The sequence below is a fragment of the Actinoallomurus vinaceus genome, assembly GCF_039542055.1.
Lineage (GTDB): Bacteria > Actinomycetota > Actinomycetes > Streptosporangiales > Streptosporangiaceae > Actinoallomurus > Actinoallomurus vinaceus.
Window position 1 is genome coordinate 218,928 of record NZ_BAABHK010000001.1, and the last position, 17,227, is coordinate 236,154.

Consider the following 17,227-nt stretch of genomic DNA (forward strand, 5'->3'; position numbering starts at 1 on the left):
GCGCGGCCCGCACCGGGGCTCCATGGTTTCGGCCGAAGCTGAAAGGTGGAGGCAATGTTGCGCTTGCGGCTCACCGCCGACGATCTGCTGCGGGTTCGCTTCGCCACCGGACCGGCACCGCTCCTGGAACTGGGCATGGCGCTCGCCACGCTCCAGCGCGACGACGCCGTCTTCGCGCGCTGGGCCCGCCGGACGCGGCTGCCCCGTACGGCGCTCCCGCTGTTGGAGCTGATCCCGCCGAGCGCCGCCGGCCCGCTCTTCGTCGATCCGGTCAGCGAGGGTTTCGAGGACGGTCTCGACATGGTGCTGTCGACGCCGCACGACCGTGCGCGGGCCGAGCTCGTCCGCACGTGCAGCCCGACGTCGTTGCCACGGCGCCTGGCGGACCGCGACCGCGAGGCCTGGGGGGCGCTGGAGCACGCGCTGCGCGACGCGTACGGCGTCGTCGTCGGGCGGGACGAGGCGCGGATCCGGGCGAGCTTCGACGCCGACCTCGCGTGGCGGCGGGTGGTCACCGCCGAGCAGGGGGTCGGCGCCGCGCTCGCCGGGCTGTACCCGGGCTCGCGCTGGGACGGCACCGACCTCGTGGTCGACGTCCCGGAGGACAGTGAACACGCGCCGCGGGGACGCGGCCTCACGCTGATGCCGTCGGTGTTCTGGACCGGGCGGCCGATGATCGGCACCCACACGGACGGCTCGATGCTGCTCGTCTATCCGGCGCTCACGCCGGTGCCCCTCGTCGACACCGAGCCGCCGGACGCGCTGGCCGCGCTCCTCGGCCGGACGCGCGCCGCCGTCCTCTCGATCCTCGTCGAACACCGGACCACCAGCGAACTCGCCCTCAAACTCGGCATCAGCGTGGCCTCGGCCTCGACGCACGCCAAGACCCTGCGGGGAGCGGGCCTCGTCGCCACCCGGCGGGAGGGCAAGGCGGTCCGCCATGTCGCCACCCCGCTGGGCCTGCGGCTCCTCCGGCAGGGCCTCACCTTCTGACGGCCGAGCCTGTCCGACGAGCCTCAGCAGCCCCAACGGGATGGCTACTCGAACAAGTGCCGGTTGGCGCGACTCCAGGCGAGCCTGCCGGTCACTTCGTTGAGAAGACCGTCGGCGACCCAGCGGGCTTGGGGCTGGTGTCCCTGCTCGGCAAGCCTGCGGACCTGCTCGATTCCATCGCGCTGGACGTCGATGACCGCGTCGATGACGCCTGCGGTGGAGGTCAGCCCGTAGGTGGCGGCGAACAACTCCAGGCGGTGGCGCCGGTCGGGTGGCTCGGGGTAGCGCAACCAGCGGACGCATTCGGCGTCGTCTCGAAAGGGCGTGACGTACTGCAGCGCGTAGGCGAGGTCGTACATGCGGTCCGCCGGACGGGCGTAGTCCCAGTCCAGAATCCCGACCGGGCGCTCACCTCGCCAGACGACGTTCCACGGGCCGAAATCGCCGTGGCAGATCACCTCGTCGTCGCCCAGCCCTGTCTCGCCGGTGAACCAACCGACCTCCTCGGCTGGGCGAAAGCCGGCGACCGCGTCGTGATAGTGGCGGAGCAGGCGGGCGAAGGCCATCAGCCCTGCATCGTCGACGACCTTGGCCCAGCCCTGCGGGCCGGACTCGCCGTCAATGTAGGTGAGAATCTCACGACCATCCGGGTCGATCCCCAACACCCGCGGCGAATACGGAAACCCGACGTCCTCCAGATGTCGAAGCAGCCCGTGGACGGCCGGCGTCCACGCGTGGGTCGGCCTGCGGACGGTATCGCCGACACGCACCACCCTGCGGTAGGGAGCGTCCTGCAACACGTGCTCATCCGCCATGCGTTCAGAGACTAGCGCGGCGCCGGATGAGGGCTTGGGCGACCTCCATAGCGAATCACTGCGGGTGACCTGCTGGTGCTCATCGGCTCGCAGGCCGCAGGAGGGCGTTGAGCTCCCCGTAGTCGAGCGCCTCGGAGAGCGTCCCATAGGTGCCGGTGGCGAGCAGCTCCTGCGTGCTTCGCCGTACGAGGGCGTACGCGGCCTGGGCGATGGACGAGCCGAGGCTGATCCGCGCCACGCCCAGTCCGGCGAGCGTGGCGACGTCCGGTGCTCCTGGACCGGCGAGCACGTTCAGGGGCGCGTTCAGGCCTTCCACCAGTGCCGAGACGGTCTCAGGGTCGGTGACACCGGGCACGAAGACGCCGTCCGCTCCGGCGGCGATGTACGCCTCGGCGCGTTTCAGGGTGTCCGACAGCCGGTCGTGCGGATCTCCAACGGCGAGCAGGTACGTGTCGATCCGCGCGTTGATGAACAGGGAAGAGGCGTCGGCGGCCTGGCGGGCCGCGGCGATCCGGTCGGCCTGCTCCGCCACCGGGCGCAGCGGCTCCGGCCCGGAGTGGTGCGCGTCTTCGAGGTTGATTCCGACGGCACCCGCGGCGAGGACGCCACCGACCGTCACGGCGACCCCGTCAGGGTCATCGGCGTAGCCGCTCTCGATGTCCGCGGTGACGGGGACGTCGACCGCGGCGACGACCCGGCCGATGAGCTCGAGGGCCGGGTCGCGGTCGAGCCGGTCGCCGTCGGCGGCACCGAGACTCCACGCGACGCCCGCGCTCGTCGTGGCGACCGCGACGGCACCGGCGTCCTCCGCCACCCGTGCCGACGCGGCATCCCACGCGTTGGCCAGCAGCAATGGCCTGCCGCTCCGATGCGACTCGCGGAACAGCAGGGCCTTGTCACGGTGCATCGTCGACGATCCGTTCTGGGGCGAGGACATGGACATGGCGGAATTCCACCAGCGCTCGCCGCATGGCGTCTGGCGGGTTTTCGACATCAACGTCATCGACGGCCGCCCCGGTCGGCGACAAGCCGCTGAAACCCGGCCTTGTCTCCCCGCCCTGGCCAGCATCGCCGTGCACGCCTCATGGCCGCGAGCGCGGGGAATCTTGACATCACCACCCCGCCTCTCAGACTCCTGCCTGAGCCCGCATCCGCTATCTCGCGTGACGTTCGAGATGTCGGACAGGGCTCGCCCCGGGTCACTGAAAGGCAGGGCATCCGCGCCGGCTACGACGTCGGTTCATCAAGGCCTCCCGCGCCCTGGCGCACCTATCCGGCGGCCACGCCGACGGATCCTGGCCCAAACGCCTGGCCGAACTCGCCCGCCCCGCCGTGCTCATCCTGGATGACTGGGCGATGCGTGAACTCAAAGCCGCCCAAGCCGACGATCTGTATGAGCTGGTCAGCGAACGCGCCGTGGCCCGCAAACCGCTGGTCCTGACCTCCAACCGGGCACCGAAGGACTGGTATCCGCTGTTCCCGAACAAGGTCGTCGGCGAGTCCCTGCTGGACCGGCTGATCAACAACTCCTACCAGGTGTTCATGGACGGCCCCAGCTACCGGCCCAACAAGCGCCCCACAACCTCCGCCGACACCGACAAAGCACCGAGGTAGTGCTGTGACCGGAAAGTTCGCCCGGTTGTCAGACGGCATAGGTGTCGGCGTGCCGCCGTGGCGGCCGGGAATGAGGGCGTTGGCGTTGCCGGAGGCGAGGCCGTCTTGAAGTTGCGCACCGTGGTCGCCAAACGAGAGCCTTCCTGAATATTGGCGGTTCCACCTCGCACGCGAACACCACCGCGTTCACCACCCACGACCAGGGGGAGTACGAGCTCACGGCCTGATCAATTCGCCCTCAGGAGGAACTACTCCCAGTAGACCTGGCGTGACTCTTCCTCCCCGGCCAGTACGGCCCGCAGTTCCTCGGGCGGCTCCGCGGGTAGGCCTATCGGGAAGACGTCCAGTCGGCTCGGCGCCTTCTCTCGGATCCGGCTCTCCACCACCGCCCACCTGTCGTCGGGCGACCAGGCCACGAGGTGCGCCTGGCGTTCCAGCGAGCCGTGCATGACGGGGCCGCCGGCCACCCGCCAGACGCTCGGCTCGCGCTGGTAGTCCGAGGCGAAAGGGCTCTGCGTGATGAGTATGTACCGGCCGCTGGGGGCGACTGCGAGGTCGCGCACCCAGTCCCAGTCCGTTTCGATGCGGCCGTGGACGCGGCCGGTGCTCGGCTCCGCGACCGTGATGTCGGGATGGTCCTCGCCGATCAGGAACATCCGGGACTCATCGGCGCTGAACGCCACCTGCCGTAGTCGGCCCGCGTCGAAGCCGTCCGGCAGGACAACGGACTCGTCCGCCCCGCCGTCGGCGTCGATGAACTCGACCCCCGGCAGGAGGTGCCGGGCGCGATACCGCCCCGTGCGGGACCGGACGCCCCCCGGCTCGTGTGGCGCCTCAGTCACCGCGCCGGCCTCCAGGTCGTACGCCCACTGCTCGTCATCAAGGAAGGACTTCACCGCCACGACGGGACGCCCCGGCACCCACATGAGTACCGGAAGCCCGACCCCATGGGCGAGGCGCAACCGCTCGGTCCAGTCCGCCGTCTCGTAGACGACAAGCTCCCGGCTCCCGTTAAGGACGGCGAGATGAGCACCGTCGTCGGAGAACGCCATGCCGCTCACCTGGCGTCCCTCGCGCCTCCCCGCGCGGAACGGCTCGATCACGTGCGCCGGGCGGGAGAAGTCGGGCACGTGCGGCGCGTCGCGCGGCTCGGGGGCACCCGAGCCGGTGTCCCAGACGGTCGACCGGGTATCCCCGGGTTCCAGTCCCTCGAGCCAGCGCGGGTCGGTGACCCGGACCACGTAGTCGCCCTGGACCAGCAGTTCCTCGTCCTGCCAGCCGCCGTCGCGCAGGTGGTAGAACATCCCCAGTTCGTCCCACTGCTCATCCGTCATCGGATGGTTGCGCGTGGCCACCCGCTCCACGCCCTCAATGAACCACCGGGCGTTGGCCGCCACCCAAGCCTCGTCCATCAACGGCTTGTAGTCGAAGACCCGCGCCAGCGGGCGCGGGCGGCCGTACTCCCTGTCCGCGAAATCCCACAGCAGCCGCAGGAAGAACACGGCGTCCTCGGGCAGCGGGAAGCCTCCCTCGATCGAGGGCTCGTAGTAAACGACGAACACCCGCAACCGAAGGCTCCGCCGGTCGCCGGCGATGCCGAGCACGCGGGCACCATACAGGTCGGTGGACATAGGAACTCCCAGTTCACGCTCGGGATCGGTGCCGGAAGGCGCAGGGTCAAGCTTGGCGGCAGGCACCGACATTCCGCCCGGAAACGATCACGTTGGACGGGAGCACGACGGGTCGCGGTTCCCGGCCGAAGACCTCAGATCTGTTCCGGTCCGCCGAAGAGGGGGAGCGTGGAGCGGTACGACCTCACCGCGTGACCGCCTCGGCCACTCAGAAGAAACCACTCCCGTCGTCGTTTCTTGCCCTGGCTGCCGCAGCGCATCGCATCGCCGACGAACTCACCACAGACGAACTGCGGCAGCATCCCGCCGCACGGTTCCTGTTCCAAGCCCGTAACGGCCGGCTCGACCAGAACGGCCTGGCCAGGCAGACAGCGACCATTCCGACTCCGTACCCCTGGTCACATCTCTCCGGCACCGGCCCAAGGATCCACATCCGTCGAGCAAAACCATGCCCACCCTGACGACAAGTAACGACAAATGCGGCTATTTCGGACGTCCACGTCGTGGGCATGCTCAATAACGTGATCACGGCCCGTCACACCACTGCTCAAAAACGTGATCGCCGACCGTGCTCAATTAGCTGATCACCTACAGCCGAGGCCGCTCTTCGTACGTGATGCCGTACTTGGCGGCGATGGGGTTCAGGCTGCGCGCGTCGAGCTCCCCGTCGGTGGTGATGTGCCGCCTGGCCTCGATCAGGTCCTCGATGAAGCACTCCCAGCCGCCGGGCGAGGAGATCTGAAGCACCCGCGGCGGCCGGCCGGAGCCGGGACGCATGGTGTGCGGGACGCCATACGGCAGCAGCACGAACTGCCCCGGCGTGGCCCGGTACGTCCGGTCGACGAACTCGACGACCAGTTCACCGTCGAGGACGAAGATGCCCTCGTCCGCCCGGTGATGGACATGGCGTGGGATCTGCTGGGCGACCACCATCTCCAGCAGCGACAGCCGGTCATCGGTGTCGGTCGAGCGGACCTTGGAAGCGAACGCGGGCGGCACCCGCAGTCGGCCGGGTCGTACGTCGCCCTTGCCCAGAAGGTAGAAGCGGCTCTTGTCGCCCTTCTCCTCGACCTCGCCGTTCAGGGCGGTGAACTCGTCGACCTGCACCCGGTCCCGGGCGCCGTCCTCGGCCGGCAGGGCGTGCCCGGCCTCGGCGTCCCCTGGGCTGCCTGGCGAGGACAGGCACAGCACGTGCACGGGCGTGTCGGACAGGCCGCGCATGGCGTGAGTGACGCCGCTGGGCAGGAACGCGCACATGCCCTCGGTGAGCCGGTGCGTCTCGCCGTCGAAGTCGATGCCCAGTTCGCCGTCGAGCACATAGACGAACGCGTCGGAGGTGCCATGGACGTGGGGCGGGAGGCCGCCCCGGCCGCGGTACTCCATCAGCGTGAAACGGCCCTCGGTGTCGTCGACGCCCGCCTTGACGGTCGTCCCCGGCGGAAGCGAGACGCGGGTGGGCCGGGACGCGTCGGCGTCGAGCAGGATGAAGCGATCTTCGGACATGAGCTATCCTCCGATATACGGATTCGGATTCCGATTCCGCTTAGTCTAGGTAAGGGAACGTTCCGGATGTCAAACGCCGCGTCCCGCAGGCCCCGCACCGACGCCGAACGCAACCGTGGCCGTGTGCTGCACGCCGCCACCGAACTGTTCGCCCAGCACGGCGATCAGGTGCAGATGGCGGACGTGGCCAAAGCGGCGGGCGTGGGCGTCGGCACCGTCTACCGGCACTTTCCGACACGCCAGGCGCTCATCGAGGCGGTGGCCGAGCAGCGCTTCGCCGAGATCCTGCGGTACGCACGCGAGGAATGCCTGGCGCGCTCCGACACGCGCCAGGCCCTGGCCTGCTTCTTCGCCCGCATCGGCCGGGTGCACGAAGAAGGCCGCGGGGTGTCCGGCGCCATCGAGGCCGCCCTCGGGGACACCGAGCCGCGTGGCCAGGTCGGCGCGGACCTCCTCGCCATCGGCGAGGAAATGCTCGACCGCGGCCGGTCCGACGGAACGCTGCGCGCCGACGTCAAGGTCGCCGACCTGTACATGATCGCCGGTGCGGTCGCCGCGATCAGCCGCAACGCCGTGGGCGACTGGCACCGCTTCATCGACATCGCCCTCGACGGCCTCCAGCCTCGCCCGTGACCCCCGGGCATCGTCCTAGGTGGTCTTACGAACGGTTCTCGGCCCCACCCGGCGAGCTGGGTTCGGCCCCATCGTGTAGCCGGGCGGTTACGGTTTAGCGAGTTTTGGCCCCATCTGAGGTGTTTGCAGCTCGCCCGGACCCGCAGGCCGCGTCCGCCGCTTGGGCCGATCGGCCTGCGGTCCATCACCGAGAGGAAGGTCCTGGCTGGTCATCGCCTCTCTGCTCGTTGCCCATTCTCTCCCCGCTCGCGCCAATTAGAGAAATTAATCCTCTTGTGTCCCATTTCGGCTTGACGTGGAGGGGTCTGCGGGTCGGTCACCGCAGGGACTTCAACGGCTGTGGGGCGGGAAGAGTGATCATGATCACGCCCCATTCCGGAACGCCTTCGGTGTTCAATGCGTCAATCTTGGCGTTCACAGTTCCCGGCTGGAACGGCAGGGGCGTGTCCCTAGCACCCCCTTGCCAGTCGCTGCCCCGACATCACTTGGAAGGAATCTCTTGCGCAAGTCTGCACAGCGAGCAGTACTCGCCCTCAGCGCGGCCACCGCGGTCGCCGGATCCGTGTTCATCAGCAGCCCGGCGATGGCGGCGTCGTCACCGATCGCGGCATGCGGCGGCGGCAAGTACCACGTTGTCGGCCATCACGATTTCAAGAAGAAGGGCAAGAAGGTGGCGACCACCTTCCTGCTGTATAACGGCAAGACCAACTGCGTGATCACGTGGAAGGCGCACCCGGACAAGAAATATGTCTCTGCAGGAATCGCCAAGTACGGTGACAAGAACTGGACGTGGCAGCACGGCCACTTCTCCACCTACGCAGGCCCGGTGAAGCGCTCGGCTCGCGGAGCGTGCATCGTCTGGGGCGGCGACTACGACCACAGCCGCCGCTGGACGCTGAAGTGGGGACACTGCGGCAAGTGACCTGCGCCTGAGCTGAAGGGGCGTGGTGGGGCGAGAAGGACGTCGACCCGCGACGGCCAACCCACCCGCCCCTACGCCGCATGCCCGACCCGGGCGGGCCCGCAGGGCGGGCACTTCAGTGAGATCACCAAGACAGCCACGATTGCGCCGGACCTCGGCGCGAACGGCGAGAAGCTCGACGAGTTCAAGGCCGACTTGCGCACACAGGCCACGAACTGACCCGGCCGGCACGGGAAACTTGTGATGTCACGGCCCTTTCAACGGGCGGACCGTCAGCCCATCCGCCCACGCTCCGTTCGGCATTCTGGTTCTACGGACACGTGCCGGTCGAAAAGCTCTGCGAACTTCTCATATTCGCTCCACGACTGCTCGATCAGAACTGCATCGGCCGCTGTTCCTGGCGGATCGGCGTGCAGTAAGGGGGAGGCGGTCAAATCCAGCTCCGTCCAGGTCGGCATTCTCTGGCGTCAGCCAAGGCGCGTGACATGGTTACCCCTACTACCCGAAGCCTCGCGGACGGTTCTCGGGACCTGCGCCACGGCGCCTCTACGGCCCCGCACTCCTATCTCGACCGCACCAAGGCGACGGACGCTGAAACTTCGCGTTAGCGCAGGTCGGCGATATCCGTTGGTTTTTCCGCCAGGACTACCGGGACCCCGACGAGGAGCAGGTCAGCGTGGAGCGCCCGGAGCGAAGCGAGGACGAACGACGTTGACGGGCGACGAGCGGAGGCCATCCTCGGCGACGAGGTGGGGCCAGAAGGCGCCCGGCTAGGCTCCAGCGATCAGAGCGTTGTGCATGTGGTCGTCCAACTCGGCTACGAACCGCTCGTTACGCCAGGCACTGAGAGCAAGGCGCGCCTCGCGTATTCGCTGGGCGGGTACCCGTCCGCGTGTGCTCGCCGTCAGGTCCACGCGCTCGTGGAGCTGGTACCGCTCGTCAGCGCGCCGGCCACCAGATTACGAAGCTCCGACATCCGTGCTGCCTCGATCCCGTACAGGGCGAACACGGTCATGAGTTGATCGAAATCCGAACCGGGGCCGAGGGCCGTCGTCCCGCCCTGATCGGCATAGACGCGGGCCAGCAGGAGTTGATAGCGCTCGCCAGGACGTACCGCCTCGTTCTCCCAGCGCGCGATGGTTCGCTGAATGGTGCTTAGACGGGCCTGGGCGACGGTGGGCATACGAAGGCGGCGGGCGGCATCCCTTAACGCGCGAGCCTGGTCGAGCAGGGACCAGCCTCTGCCCAGACGCAAGGTACGCAGGCGCTGGGCGGCTCGCGTCCTCTCCGGTGACGTCACGGCACCAGTACAACATGTAACTGTCGGTTAGACAGGCACAATGAGGCGAGGCTTTCCCTGCTCGGCTGCGTAGTTCGCCGTGTACCAGGTTCCGCGCGTTTGATCCACGCCATGCGGGAACGCGATCACGAACTCACTACGGTCCACCATCCAACGATTCCGGTGGTGATAAGCCTCGGCCGAGGGATGTCCCGGGTGCCGTAGCTCGATCAATTCGCTTAGCCGTCCCTTGTCCTGCGCGGTCGCTATCGCCTGGCGCGCTTCGGGGGGCTGATCAGCGGCCGTACCGGGCACTGCCACCGTGATCTTTGACCTTGCCTCGCTCACGAGCCAGAGAAGGGCAAGGGAGTCGATGCCGATTGCGCCTCCGAGGTAGAAGTGCGCTGCCTGGTCGGCGAATGGCGCAAGGTACTCAGCGAATACCGCGTTGTACTCACCGAGCGGCCGGTGTCCCGTCGCGCGGGTGCCAGTGATCGTGATCGCTGCTGGCATGCCATGCCCTTCTGTCTAGTCGCTTGAGACAGGTTCCGAGCAGCGGTCTTTTCCGTCTGCGCGGCGTACTCTGGCCGCAGGGTCACCGCTACTCGTTGGGAGTCCCCCGTGTCCGAGACTCTTCCCCCTGAGCTGACGCCTGGCGAACGTATCCGTGTCCTCCGTGAGCGTCGGGGCCTGTCCCGCCCGGTGCTCGCCAATCTGGTCGGCCGTGGTCCGGATTGGCTCAAGAAGATCGAGAGGGGCGAACGGGAGCTACGCGATTACACGCTCCTCGTGCGGCTCGCCACAGCTCTCCGAGTCAGTGATCTGTCCGTCATCACCGGTGGAACGACGCCGGTTCCGGTCGACGTCGCCTCGCGTCTCGTGCTGCCGTTCGTCGGTGAGATCCGCGATGCCGTGCGGGGCTCGTTGTTCTCGTCTCCGTCACAGGACGATCCGCCGTCCGTGGACGTACTCCGAGGGCGGGTGTCGGAGCTGTGGCGGCTGTGGCATTCCTCGCGTTTCCAGCGCTCGGAGGTCGGCCGGATGCTGCCTTCTCTCATCCGGGATGCTCAAGCGTCAACGCGCCACTTCGACGGGCCGGAGCGACGTAAGGCGTACGCGGTGCTCGCTGACGTCTACCACCTGGCGCAACAGGCGCTCGCCTACGCCTGTGAGCCGGAGCTGTATTGGATCATCGTCGACCGTGGCCGTTTCGCCGCACAGGAGGCCGACGATCCGGTGAGCCTTGGCGGGGCCGCGTGGACGTTCGGCAACGGGCTCCGAGAGACCGGGTATGCCGAGGAGGCCATACGCGAGGTGGAGATGGCCGCGAATGGACTCGCCCCTCTTCTGGAGGACGGCTCCAATGACCTGCGGGCCATGTACGGTGCGCTGCATCTGCACGCTGCGATCACCTACGCGCGGGAGGGAAGGGACGGCGACGCGTGGCGTCACTGGGACGAAGCCAATCGGGCCGTCGAGCGGCTTCCCGCTAACTACGCGCATGCTTGGACCGTCTTCGGGCGGGCGAACGTCGACATTCACGGCATCTCCATAGGAGTGGACCTCCGCACGCCCGGTGCGGCTCTCCAACGGTCTGAGGAGATGGATCTAGACACCGTTCCATCTGTTGAGCGGCGGTCGCGTGTCCTCGTCGAACTCGCTCGGGCACAGCACCAACGCCACGACCACGCGGGCACTCTCCACTACATGAACCGTGCGCACACAGCGTCGCCGGAGTGTGTCCGTTATACGCCTCTTGCCCGAGGACTCGTGTCGGACCTGGTACGAGAGGCACGAGGACCGCTGAAGAGCGACGCGGTCGCACTCGCTGACGCCGTCGGGGTCCTCGCGGGCTAGGGGTACAGCGTGTCCCCCTCTGGTCACTCTGTGCTTCCTACTGTTCCGGACCATGACAGGAGAGGGAACACGGCCAGAAGCTCCGGGGGACGCGCACACGGTCGCTGACGGTCTGGCGCGGGCCTGCCGGACGGAGAGGTTAAGCGCCGAAGCGCTCAGCCCAACGCGGGAACAGCACGAGCGCGAGATACGTCTCCTGACCGATCTGGTCCGGGAACTGGTCGGCTTCGGGTTCCAGGTCGGGATGAGTGACGCGGGTCCCGCTGTGTTCATCCGCTCGGCCACGGGGCGGCTCGTCGTCGTGATCGCGGTGAGCGGTGACTACTTCGAGTGGAAGTCGGGCGATGACGGTCACCTGGTGACGGATCCGGCTGGTGCGGCTGCTGCCATTGCCGCACAGGTCTGGACACGGGCAGGTGAGGCATGCGCGGCCCGACGGCCTGGGAGTCCGGGCGGTGCGCCGTGAACCTCCTGACCTCCAATCCCGCGGCGGTGGCGATCTTGACGCACCGCTTCCCGGGGGTGCCGCTCTGGTTCGGTGAGGCAACCAGATCCTGGTGGGCGCTCGCGCGAGTGTCGTGGGGCTGGCGCTTGGTAGAGGCGGCGGATGTGGAGGAGCTGACGCGGGCGATCATTCAGGCGGATACCTGGCCGCGCCCGCCCGTCCACCCTCGGCAGACGGTCCGTTACCTGGCGCGCGGTTTTCATCTCCCGCCGGACGCCGAGTCGACCCGGGCTGACCTTCCTGCGCTGAGGTGGCCTTAACGGCCATCGATCCGTACCAGCGCCTCAAAGGCGCAACGAATCGGAGATGGGAGGTGAGCATGGGCAGACACGGTGGAGGCAACAGCGACAGCAACACGCCGACGGACGGCAACAACCCGCAGGGCGGCAAGCGCGGCACCGGCGGCGACACCAACGACAACCCGAGCGACGGCAAGAGAGGTAAGTGAGCGATGACATCCCCTGACCCGCGTGCACGCGCCGAAACCCTCGCTGACCTGCTCGCGGGTCAAGGGGACCTCACCGATGAGCGGTGGCGGCAAGCGCTGGTGGAGGTGCCCCGGCACCTGTTCGTGCCCGATGTCGCCTGGGCGAATCCGGATGGTCCTGCCCCTGGATACCCGGTCGACCGGACCGGTGACGAAACGACCTGGTGGGAGGCCGTTTACTCCGATGCGTCGTTGGTGACACAACGCGACGACGGTGGCTCCGACGTGCTGGGCGACGGGCTGGCCAGCTCGTCCTGTTCGGCTCCGGGAGCGGTCTTCGCGTTCCTGGAGTCGCTCATGGTCAAGGATCACGATCGGGTCCTGGAGATCGGCACGGGAACCGGCTGGACGGCGGCGCTGTTGTCGCATCGCATCGGCGACCGGAACGTGACCACCATCGAAATCGATCCGGTGCTGGCGGAACAGGCGGCGGCGAACCTCAAGGCGGCCGGATACGCGCCTCGCCTGGTCGTCGGTGACGGTGCCGACGGGTGGCCGGACGGTGCGCCCTTCGACCGTGTCCACGTGACATGTGCGGTCGCGACGATCCCGTACGTCTGGGTGGAGCAGACCCGTCCGGGTGGGCTGATCCTCACCCCGTACAGTCCCGGCTACGGGTACGGCTGGCTGGCTCGCCTGGCCGTCATCGGCGACGGAACGGCAGTCGGGCGGTTTCCGAGTTCAGCCGGGTACATGCTGATGCGCTCGCAGCGCCCGGCACGCGGGGCCGCGTTCGACTGGGTGCACGAGTCGGATGACCGGGCCGAGTCGACGACCCGCCTCGACCCGCGACAGCTGCACGACGACACCGACGCGGACCTGTTCATCTGCGTCGGCGTTCCCGGCGTGCACAAACGCCTCTACTACGACGAGGAGACGGACTCCGGGGAAGCGACATTCTGGGTGCTCGACAACGCCGGGCACCACGGGTCCTGGGCGTCGGTGGACTACGTGCCCGGAAAGACGGAGTTCCTGGTCCAACAGTATGGGCCGCGCCGCCTGTGGGACGAAGTCTCCGAGGCGTACCTCCGGTGGCTGTCCCTCGGACGTCCGGCCCGCGATCGGTTCGGGCTGACGGTCTCACCGGAAGGCGAACGCGTGTGGCTTGATGACCCGATCGACCTGGTCGGAACGTAGTGGGGGCACCTTCCACGGAGGGGTGGGCGGGATCTTTCGCCTGTGTCCTGCCTTGGAGCGGGATCCGCCCACCTCACCCGCGCGTACCGGCGCTCAGAACCCTGGGCTGATCCAGTGCGCCATGACTACGGTGCGTCCGTCGTCGTTGCTGGCGACGGATGCGTGGCCGGCCTGCCCGATGCGGGACGCGTGGAGCGTCAGGACGTCCCCGGCGGCGAAGATGTGCGCGAACGTCTGCCCGGCGCTGGCCTGGAGTAGCTGATTCGGGCCGGCGATGCCGGTCACTGCCTCACTGCTGGGGATACGCGCGCCGTTCCTGAACAACGCTGTGCGGACGTACAGCGGCGCGTTCGTCGTGGGTTGAATGATCGGGCGGGCGTGATAGGAGACCTCCCACACGCCGGGAAAGGGAATCTTGAGTGCCGGGACCTCGGAGATGTGCTCGTCGGCGCGGTCGGCACCGGTGAGGGCGTGGTTGAAGGTGAGCGGGTCGGTCTGGATCCATGCCGAGCCTCCCGATTGGAAGGTCGCGGTGGCCGTGGATGTGCGGGCTTTGCGGTAGACGTTCGGCGTTCCGCCGGCGTGGGCCGGTGCGGCCATGAGGGCCGTCAACAGGGCGCTGCCGACGGCCGCGTTGACGACGGCGATCGACCGTCTGGATCGAGAGTGGGTTCGTGTGGTTGCTGCTCGCATGGAGATCTCCATATCTGTCTGCGCCGACGAACCCGGCGTACGTCTGCCGGATACTCTGCGTACTGGATCATCTACCATCCGTAACTGAGTGTGTCGATCACCAGGCCCATGTCGGTGCGGCGTTGACCCAGAAACGTTGCTGCTGGAGTGCTGCCGCCCGCCTTGGGACACCTGAACGATGCTGACCCGTCCGACTCCCGCAACGGCTGCCATGCTTGCGGCTCGGTAGGCGCTGAGGCCGAGCGAGGAGAAGGGGCATGAGCACTGTGGAGCTTCTGCCGGAGGACGAGCGGTTCATCGTCGGCACCGTGCGCGACTTCGTCGACCGGGACGTCAAGCCGGTCGTCCGGGAGCTCGAGCACACGAACACCTACCCCGAAGCCCTGATCGAGCAGATGAAGCGGCTCGGCGTCTTCGGCCTGGCCATCCCCGACGAGTACGGCGGCACCCCGGTCTCCACGCCGTGCTACGTGTTCATCACCGAAGAGCTCGCACGCGGGTGGATGAGCCTGGCCGGCGCGATGGGCGGGCACACCGTGGTCGCCAAGCTGCTCCTGCACTTCGGCACCGAGGAGCAGAAGCGGCGCTACCTGCCGAGGATGGCCACCGGCGAGGTCCGGGCGACCATGGCCCTGACCGAACCCGGCGGCGGCTCGGACCTGCAGGCCATGCGCACCGTCGCCCGCAAGGACACCGGCGGCTACCTGGTCAACGGGTCCAAGACCTGGATCACGAACTCGCGCCGGTCACAGCTGATCGCCCTGCTGTGCAAGACCGACCCGGACGCCGAACCCGCCCACATGGGCATCTCGATCCTCCTCGTCGAGCACGGCCCCGGGCTCACCGTCTCCCGCGACCTGCCCAAACTCGGCTACAAGGGCGTCGAGAGCTGCGAACTGGTCTTCGAGGACCATCGCGCGGGCCCCGACGCCGTCCTCGGCGGCGTCGAGGGCCGTGGGTTCGCGCAGATGATGAAAGGACTGGAGACGGGACGACTCCAGGTCGCCGCTCGCGCCCTGGGGGTGGCCCGGGCCGCGCTGGAGGACTCCCTCGCCTACGCCCAGGAGCGCGAGGCGTTCGGCAAGCCGATCTGGCAGCACGAGTCGATCGGCAACTATCTCGCCGACATGGCCACCTCCCTGTCGGCGGCGCGGCAGCTCACCCTGCACGCCGCCCGCGAGGCCGACGCCGGACGCCGCGTCGACATGGAGGCGGGCATGGCCAAGCTCTTCGCGTCCGAGACCGCCATGCGGATCGCGCTGGACGCCGTCCGCATCCACGGCGGATACGGGTACTCCACCGAGTTCGACGTCGAGCGCTACTTCCGCGACGCGCCGTTGATGATCGTCGGCGAGGGCACCAACGAGATCCAGCGCAACGTCATCGTCCGCCAGCTCATCGCCCGCGGCGGCCTGGACTGACGAACGACTCGCCAGGGCTTTTCGTCGGTAAGCCGTGCCGGACGGGTTCTCAGCGGGCGAGGTCGTCATGGATGCCTTCGTGCGGAGCGAAGTCCGCAGGATCTGCCGGCGTACTCGGCTTCGGAGGATGTACGTCGGTGCGGCCCAGGGCGCGGAGTGCGAGCATGCCGCCGATGCCGGGGATGACGGCAAGCACCGTGATTCCGGTGGTCCGGTTCGGGTCGCGCCAGGTGGCGACGATGCCGAAGAGCCAGGCGATGCCGTGGATGGGGCCGACCATCGCGGCGATCCCGTGAACGTCCACGGTCGCCATGTTGCCGAGCAGGATGGCGAGGCTGACCAGTTCGACGGTCGCGGAGACGCGCAGCGGCGTGCGCGTAGGCCGTGGTGTCGGTGTGGTGGTCGCGGCGATGGGGTCACGCTCCCGTGGTGGAGCCGGGGCGGACGATCATCAGGATGGTGACCGTGGCCCACAGCAGGTTGAAGGCGCCGGTCAGCATGGCCAGCCGCCGGATCTGGGCGGGCTCGAGGCGTGTCGCCGCCGTCTCGGTATCGGCGCCGCTGCCGCTCAGGCCGGCGATGGCGATCTCCTGAGCCGGAAGGACCAGCAGCGCGAGTACGAGCGCGGCGACGCCGGTCAGGACGATGGAGACGATCAACCAGGGGCTGCCCAGGACGTGCATGCTGCTCGCGGTCGCGAAGCCGAAGACGGGGACGGCCAGGCCGACGAGGGCGTAGACGCGGCAGATCTGGTGCAGCAGCCGTACGGCGGCGACCGGTTCAGGCCTGTCGGGTGCCGCGGCGGCCCTGCGGACGGCAGAGGGGAACATGCTGCCCGCGACCGTGACCGGGCCCACGGCGATGACCGCCGCGAGTACGTGGAGGATAAGGAGGATCTTGCTCATCGCCGGGTGCGCGCTTTCGTCGAAGGGACGGGGGAACGGGTCAGGCGCTGACCGGGGCGGGCCCGTGGTCGCGCCAGGCGACGCCGCGGCGCTCGTGTTCGAACAGCTGCTCCACGGCGAGTGCGACCTTCGGCCCCACTTCCCGTTCCAGCAGGTACAGGCCCAGGTCCAGGCCGGAGGTGACGCCGCCGGCGGTGACCAGGTCGCCGTCGTCCACGACGCGGGCCCGGGTGACGTTGACGCCGCCCATGCCGAGCACCTCCAGGCCCTGGTGGTGAGTGGTGGCGCTGCGGCCGTCGATGAGCCCGGCCATCGAGAGGATCAGCGAGCCGCCGCAGACCGTGGCCACCGTGGTGCCGGGCGCGGCCAGGGCCTTGGCCAGCAGCCCCGGGAGCCCGGTGGTCAGGGTCCGGCCGAGGATGGCGGGGATCGTGGCCTCCCGCTCCGCGTCGCTGAGGTCGCTCTCGCCCTGGGGGAGCGACCTGCCGGCGGCGCCGGGGACGACGATCAGGTCCGCGCGGTCCGGGTCCAGGTCGGCGGTGGCCGTCAGGGAGACGGCGGGGATCCCGCTGCGGACCTCGCCCGGGCCGTCGGCGGTGACCAGTTCGACGCTCACCAGGTCGGTGAATGCCTTCGCGGCGCTGAAGACCTCGAACGGGGCGACGACATCCAGCGGGTCGAAGCCATCGAAGAGGACAAACTGGGCGAGCATCGGTGCCTCACATCCGTTGTTCCGTCACGGCCACGCTCACGTTAGGAGACGTGGCGGGTGCGGGCCATTGGCTGAATCGACATATTCCAACGGGTTCTCGCCAACGCGCTGACCTGGTCG

Annotated in this window: 20 protein-coding genes and 1 pseudogene; 9 read left to right on the forward strand and 12 right to left on the reverse strand. The window is 68.4% G+C overall.

Going from position 1 to position 17,227, the window contains the following annotated elements:
- Positions 1-54: 54 nt before the first annotated feature.
- Positions 55-993 (forward strand): ArsR/SmtB family transcription factor, encoded by a 939-nt coding sequence (locus tag ABEA24_RS01035; protein WP_345428364.1) that lies wholly within the window; start codon positions 55-57, stop codon positions 991-993.
- A 44-nt stretch (positions 994-1,037) separates the two neighbouring features.
- Here the strand turns inward: ABEA24_RS01035 and ABEA24_RS01040 are convergent, their stop codons facing one another.
- Together ABEA24_RS01040 and ABEA24_RS01045 are read right to left on the reverse strand one after the other, a co-directional pair.
- Positions 1,038-1,808 carry an aminoglycoside phosphotransferase family protein gene (locus tag ABEA24_RS01040; RefSeq protein ID WP_345428366.1) on the reverse strand — a complete coding sequence of 257 codons (771 nt, stop codon included), beginning with the start codon at positions 1,806-1,808 and terminating at the stop codon, positions 1,038-1,040.
- A 79-nt stretch (positions 1,809-1,887) separates the two neighbouring features.
- The gene (locus ABEA24_RS01045) at positions 1,888-2,751 is read right to left on the reverse strand and encodes an isocitrate lyase/PEP mutase family protein (RefSeq protein ID WP_345428368.1); all 864 of its coding nucleotides are present in this window, start codon (positions 2,749-2,751) and stop codon (positions 1,888-1,890) included.
- A 299-nt stretch (positions 2,752-3,050) separates the two neighbouring features.
- Here ABEA24_RS01045 and ABEA24_RS01050 point away from each other — a divergent pair, with 299 nt between their 5' ends.
- Positions 3,051-3,422 carry an ATP-binding protein gene (locus ABEA24_RS01050; RefSeq protein WP_345429598.1) on the forward strand — a complete coding sequence of 124 codons (372 nt, stop codon included), beginning with the start codon at positions 3,051-3,053 and terminating at the stop codon, positions 3,420-3,422.
- 248 nt (positions 3,423-3,670) lie between these two features.
- On the opposite strand, the gene ABEA24_RS01055 is transcribed toward ABEA24_RS01050, so the two are convergent.
- The 3 genes from ABEA24_RS01055 to ABEA24_RS01065 all read right to left on the reverse strand — a co-directional run bounded on the left by ABEA24_RS01055 (position 3,671) and on the right by ABEA24_RS01065 (position 6,556).
- Positions 3,671-5,053 (reverse strand): WD40 repeat domain-containing protein, encoded by a 1,383-nt coding sequence (locus ABEA24_RS01055; RefSeq protein ID WP_345428373.1) that lies wholly within the window; start codon positions 5,051-5,053, stop codon positions 3,671-3,673.
- Positions 5,054-5,187: 134 nt separating this feature from the next.
- A complete protein-coding gene (locus ABEA24_RS01060) occupies positions 5,188-5,355 on the reverse strand; it encodes a hypothetical protein (protein ID WP_345428375.1) in 168 nt (55 codons plus the stop codon).
- 286 nt (positions 5,356-5,641) lie between these two features.
- Positions 5,642-6,556 carry a cupin domain-containing protein gene (locus tag ABEA24_RS01065; protein WP_345428377.1) on the reverse strand — a complete coding sequence of 305 codons (915 nt, stop codon included), beginning with the start codon at positions 6,554-6,556 and terminating at the stop codon, positions 5,642-5,644.
- 66 nt (positions 6,557-6,622) lie between these two features.
- Between ABEA24_RS01065 and ABEA24_RS01070 the strand changes: the two genes are divergently transcribed.
- Entirely contained in the window at positions 6,623-7,189 is a 567-nt protein-coding gene (locus ABEA24_RS01070; RefSeq protein ID WP_345428379.1) for a TetR/AcrR family transcriptional regulator, read from the forward strand.
- Positions 7,190-7,688: 499 nt separating this feature from the next.
- Positions 7,689-8,111 (forward strand): spore-associated protein A, encoded by a 423-nt coding sequence (locus ABEA24_RS01075; RefSeq protein WP_345428382.1) that lies wholly within the window; start codon positions 7,689-7,691, stop codon positions 8,109-8,111.
- Between the two features lie 904 nt (positions 8,112-9,015).
- Here ABEA24_RS01075 and ABEA24_RS01080 read toward each other — a convergent pair.
- Together ABEA24_RS01080 and ABEA24_RS01085 are read right to left on the reverse strand one after the other, a co-directional pair.
- Positions 9,016-9,411 carry a hypothetical protein gene (locus tag ABEA24_RS01080; protein WP_345428384.1) on the reverse strand — a complete coding sequence of 132 codons (396 nt, stop codon included), beginning with the start codon at positions 9,409-9,411 and terminating at the stop codon, positions 9,016-9,018.
- 27 nt (positions 9,412-9,438) lie between these two features.
- On the reverse strand, positions 9,439-9,903 hold the full coding sequence (locus ABEA24_RS01085; protein WP_345428386.1) for a DNA-processing protein DprA: 465 nt from the start codon (positions 9,901-9,903) through the stop codon (positions 9,439-9,441).
- 108 nt (positions 9,904-10,011) lie between these two features.
- Here ABEA24_RS01085 and ABEA24_RS53370 point away from each other — a divergent pair.
- A pseudogene (locus tag ABEA24_RS53370) lies at positions 10,012-10,200 on the forward strand (helix-turn-helix domain-containing protein); the annotation flags it as partial.
- Between the two features lie 309 nt (positions 10,201-10,509).
- Positions 10,510-11,247 carry a hypothetical protein gene (locus tag ABEA24_RS01090; protein ID WP_345428389.1) on the forward strand — a complete coding sequence of 246 codons (738 nt, stop codon included), beginning with the start codon at positions 10,510-10,512 and terminating at the stop codon, positions 11,245-11,247.
- Positions 11,248-11,386: 139 nt separating this feature from the next.
- Here ABEA24_RS01090 and ABEA24_RS01095 read toward each other — a convergent pair whose 3' ends face one another.
- Positions 11,387-11,602, reverse strand: coding sequence for a hypothetical protein (locus ABEA24_RS01095; protein ID WP_345428390.1), 216 nt, complete (start codon positions 11,600-11,602; stop codon positions 11,387-11,389).
- Between the two features lie 469 nt (positions 11,603-12,071).
- On the opposite strand from ABEA24_RS01095, the gene ABEA24_RS01100 reads away from it, so the two are divergent.
- Positions 12,072-12,200 (forward strand): hypothetical protein, encoded by a 129-nt coding sequence (locus ABEA24_RS01100; protein ID WP_345428392.1) that lies wholly within the window; start codon positions 12,072-12,074, stop codon positions 12,198-12,200.
- A gap of 3 nt (positions 12,201-12,203) precedes the next feature.
- On the forward strand, positions 12,204-13,376 hold the full coding sequence (locus tag ABEA24_RS01105; RefSeq protein ID WP_345428395.1) for a methyltransferase domain-containing protein: 1,173 nt from the start codon (positions 12,204-12,206) through the stop codon (positions 13,374-13,376).
- A gap of 93 nt (positions 13,377-13,469) precedes the next feature.
- Here ABEA24_RS01105 and ABEA24_RS01110 read toward each other — a convergent pair whose 3' ends face one another.
- On the reverse strand, positions 13,470-14,069 hold the full coding sequence (locus ABEA24_RS01110; protein WP_345428396.1) for a hypothetical protein: 600 nt from the start codon (positions 14,067-14,069) through the stop codon (positions 13,470-13,472).
- A gap of 257 nt (positions 14,070-14,326) precedes the next feature.
- Between ABEA24_RS01110 and ABEA24_RS01115 the strand changes: the two genes are divergently transcribed.
- The gene (locus ABEA24_RS01115; protein ID WP_345428397.1) at positions 14,327-15,490 is read left to right on the forward strand and encodes an acyl-CoA dehydrogenase family protein; all 1,164 of its coding nucleotides are present in this window, start codon (positions 14,327-14,329) and stop codon (positions 15,488-15,490) included.
- Positions 15,491-15,539: 49 nt separating this feature from the next.
- Here the strand turns inward: ABEA24_RS01115 and ABEA24_RS01120 are convergent, their stop codons facing one another.
- The 3 genes from ABEA24_RS01120 to ABEA24_RS01130 form a co-directional block, all read right to left on the reverse strand.
- Positions 15,540-15,794, reverse strand: coding sequence for a hypothetical protein (locus tag ABEA24_RS01120; protein WP_345428399.1), 255 nt, complete (start codon positions 15,792-15,794; stop codon positions 15,540-15,542).
- 112 nt (positions 15,795-15,906) lie between these two features.
- Positions 15,907-16,395, reverse strand: a complete 489-nt coding sequence (locus ABEA24_RS01125; protein WP_345428400.1) for a hypothetical protein — start codon at positions 16,393-16,395, stop codon at positions 15,907-15,909.
- A gap of 40 nt (positions 16,396-16,435) precedes the next feature.
- Positions 16,436-17,107: a DJ-1/PfpI family protein gene (locus ABEA24_RS01130; protein WP_345428402.1), complete on the reverse strand. Its 672-nt coding sequence runs from the start codon at positions 17,105-17,107 to the stop codon at positions 16,436-16,438.
- Positions 17,108-17,227 lie beyond the last annotated feature (120 nt).

Bases quoted from the DNA above. Each gene is read 5' to 3' on its own strand.
- ABEA24_RS01035 (WP_345428364.1), top strand. From the start codon at position 55: ATGTTGCGCTTGCGGCTCACCGCCGACGATCTGCTGCGGGTTCGCTTC.
- ABEA24_RS01040 (WP_345428366.1), bottom strand. From the start codon at position 1,808: ATGGCGGATGAGCACGTGTTGCAGGACGCTCCCTACCGCAGGGTGGTG.
- ABEA24_RS01045 (WP_345428368.1), bottom strand. From the start codon at position 2,751: ATGTCCATGTCCTCGCCCCAGAACGGATCGTCGACGATGCACCGTGAC.
- ABEA24_RS01055 (WP_345428373.1), bottom strand. From the start codon at position 5,053: ATGTCCACCGACCTGTATGGTGCCCGCGTGCTCGGCATCGCCGGCGAC.
- ABEA24_RS01060 (WP_345428375.1), bottom strand. From the start codon at position 5,355: ATGCTGCCGCAGTTCGTCTGTGGTGAGTTCGTCGGCGATGCGATGCGC.
- ABEA24_RS01065 (WP_345428377.1), bottom strand. From the start codon at position 6,556: ATGTCCGAAGATCGCTTCATCCTGCTCGACGCCGACGCGTCCCGGCCC.
- ABEA24_RS01070 (WP_345428379.1), top strand. From the start codon at position 6,623: ATGTCAAACGCCGCGTCCCGCAGGCCCCGCACCGACGCCGAACGCAAC.
- ABEA24_RS01085 (WP_345428386.1), bottom strand. From the start codon at position 9,903: ATGCCAGCAGCGATCACGATCACTGGCACCCGCGCGACGGGACACCGG.
- ABEA24_RS01100 (WP_345428392.1), top strand. From the start codon at position 12,072: ATGGGCAGACACGGTGGAGGCAACAGCGACAGCAACACGCCGACGGAC.
- ABEA24_RS01105 (WP_345428395.1), top strand. From the start codon at position 12,204: ATGACATCCCCTGACCCGCGTGCACGCGCCGAAACCCTCGCTGACCTG.
- ABEA24_RS01110 (WP_345428396.1), bottom strand. From the start codon at position 14,069: ATGCGAGCAGCAACCACACGAACCCACTCTCGATCCAGACGGTCGATC.
- ABEA24_RS01115 (WP_345428397.1), top strand. From the start codon at position 14,327: ATGAGCACTGTGGAGCTTCTGCCGGAGGACGAGCGGTTCATCGTCGGC.
- ABEA24_RS01125 (WP_345428400.1), bottom strand. From the start codon at position 16,395: ATGAGCAAGATCCTCCTTATCCTCCACGTACTCGCGGCGGTCATCGCC.
- ABEA24_RS01130 (WP_345428402.1), bottom strand. From the start codon at position 17,107: ATGCTCGCCCAGTTTGTCCTCTTCGATGGCTTCGACCCGCTGGATGTC.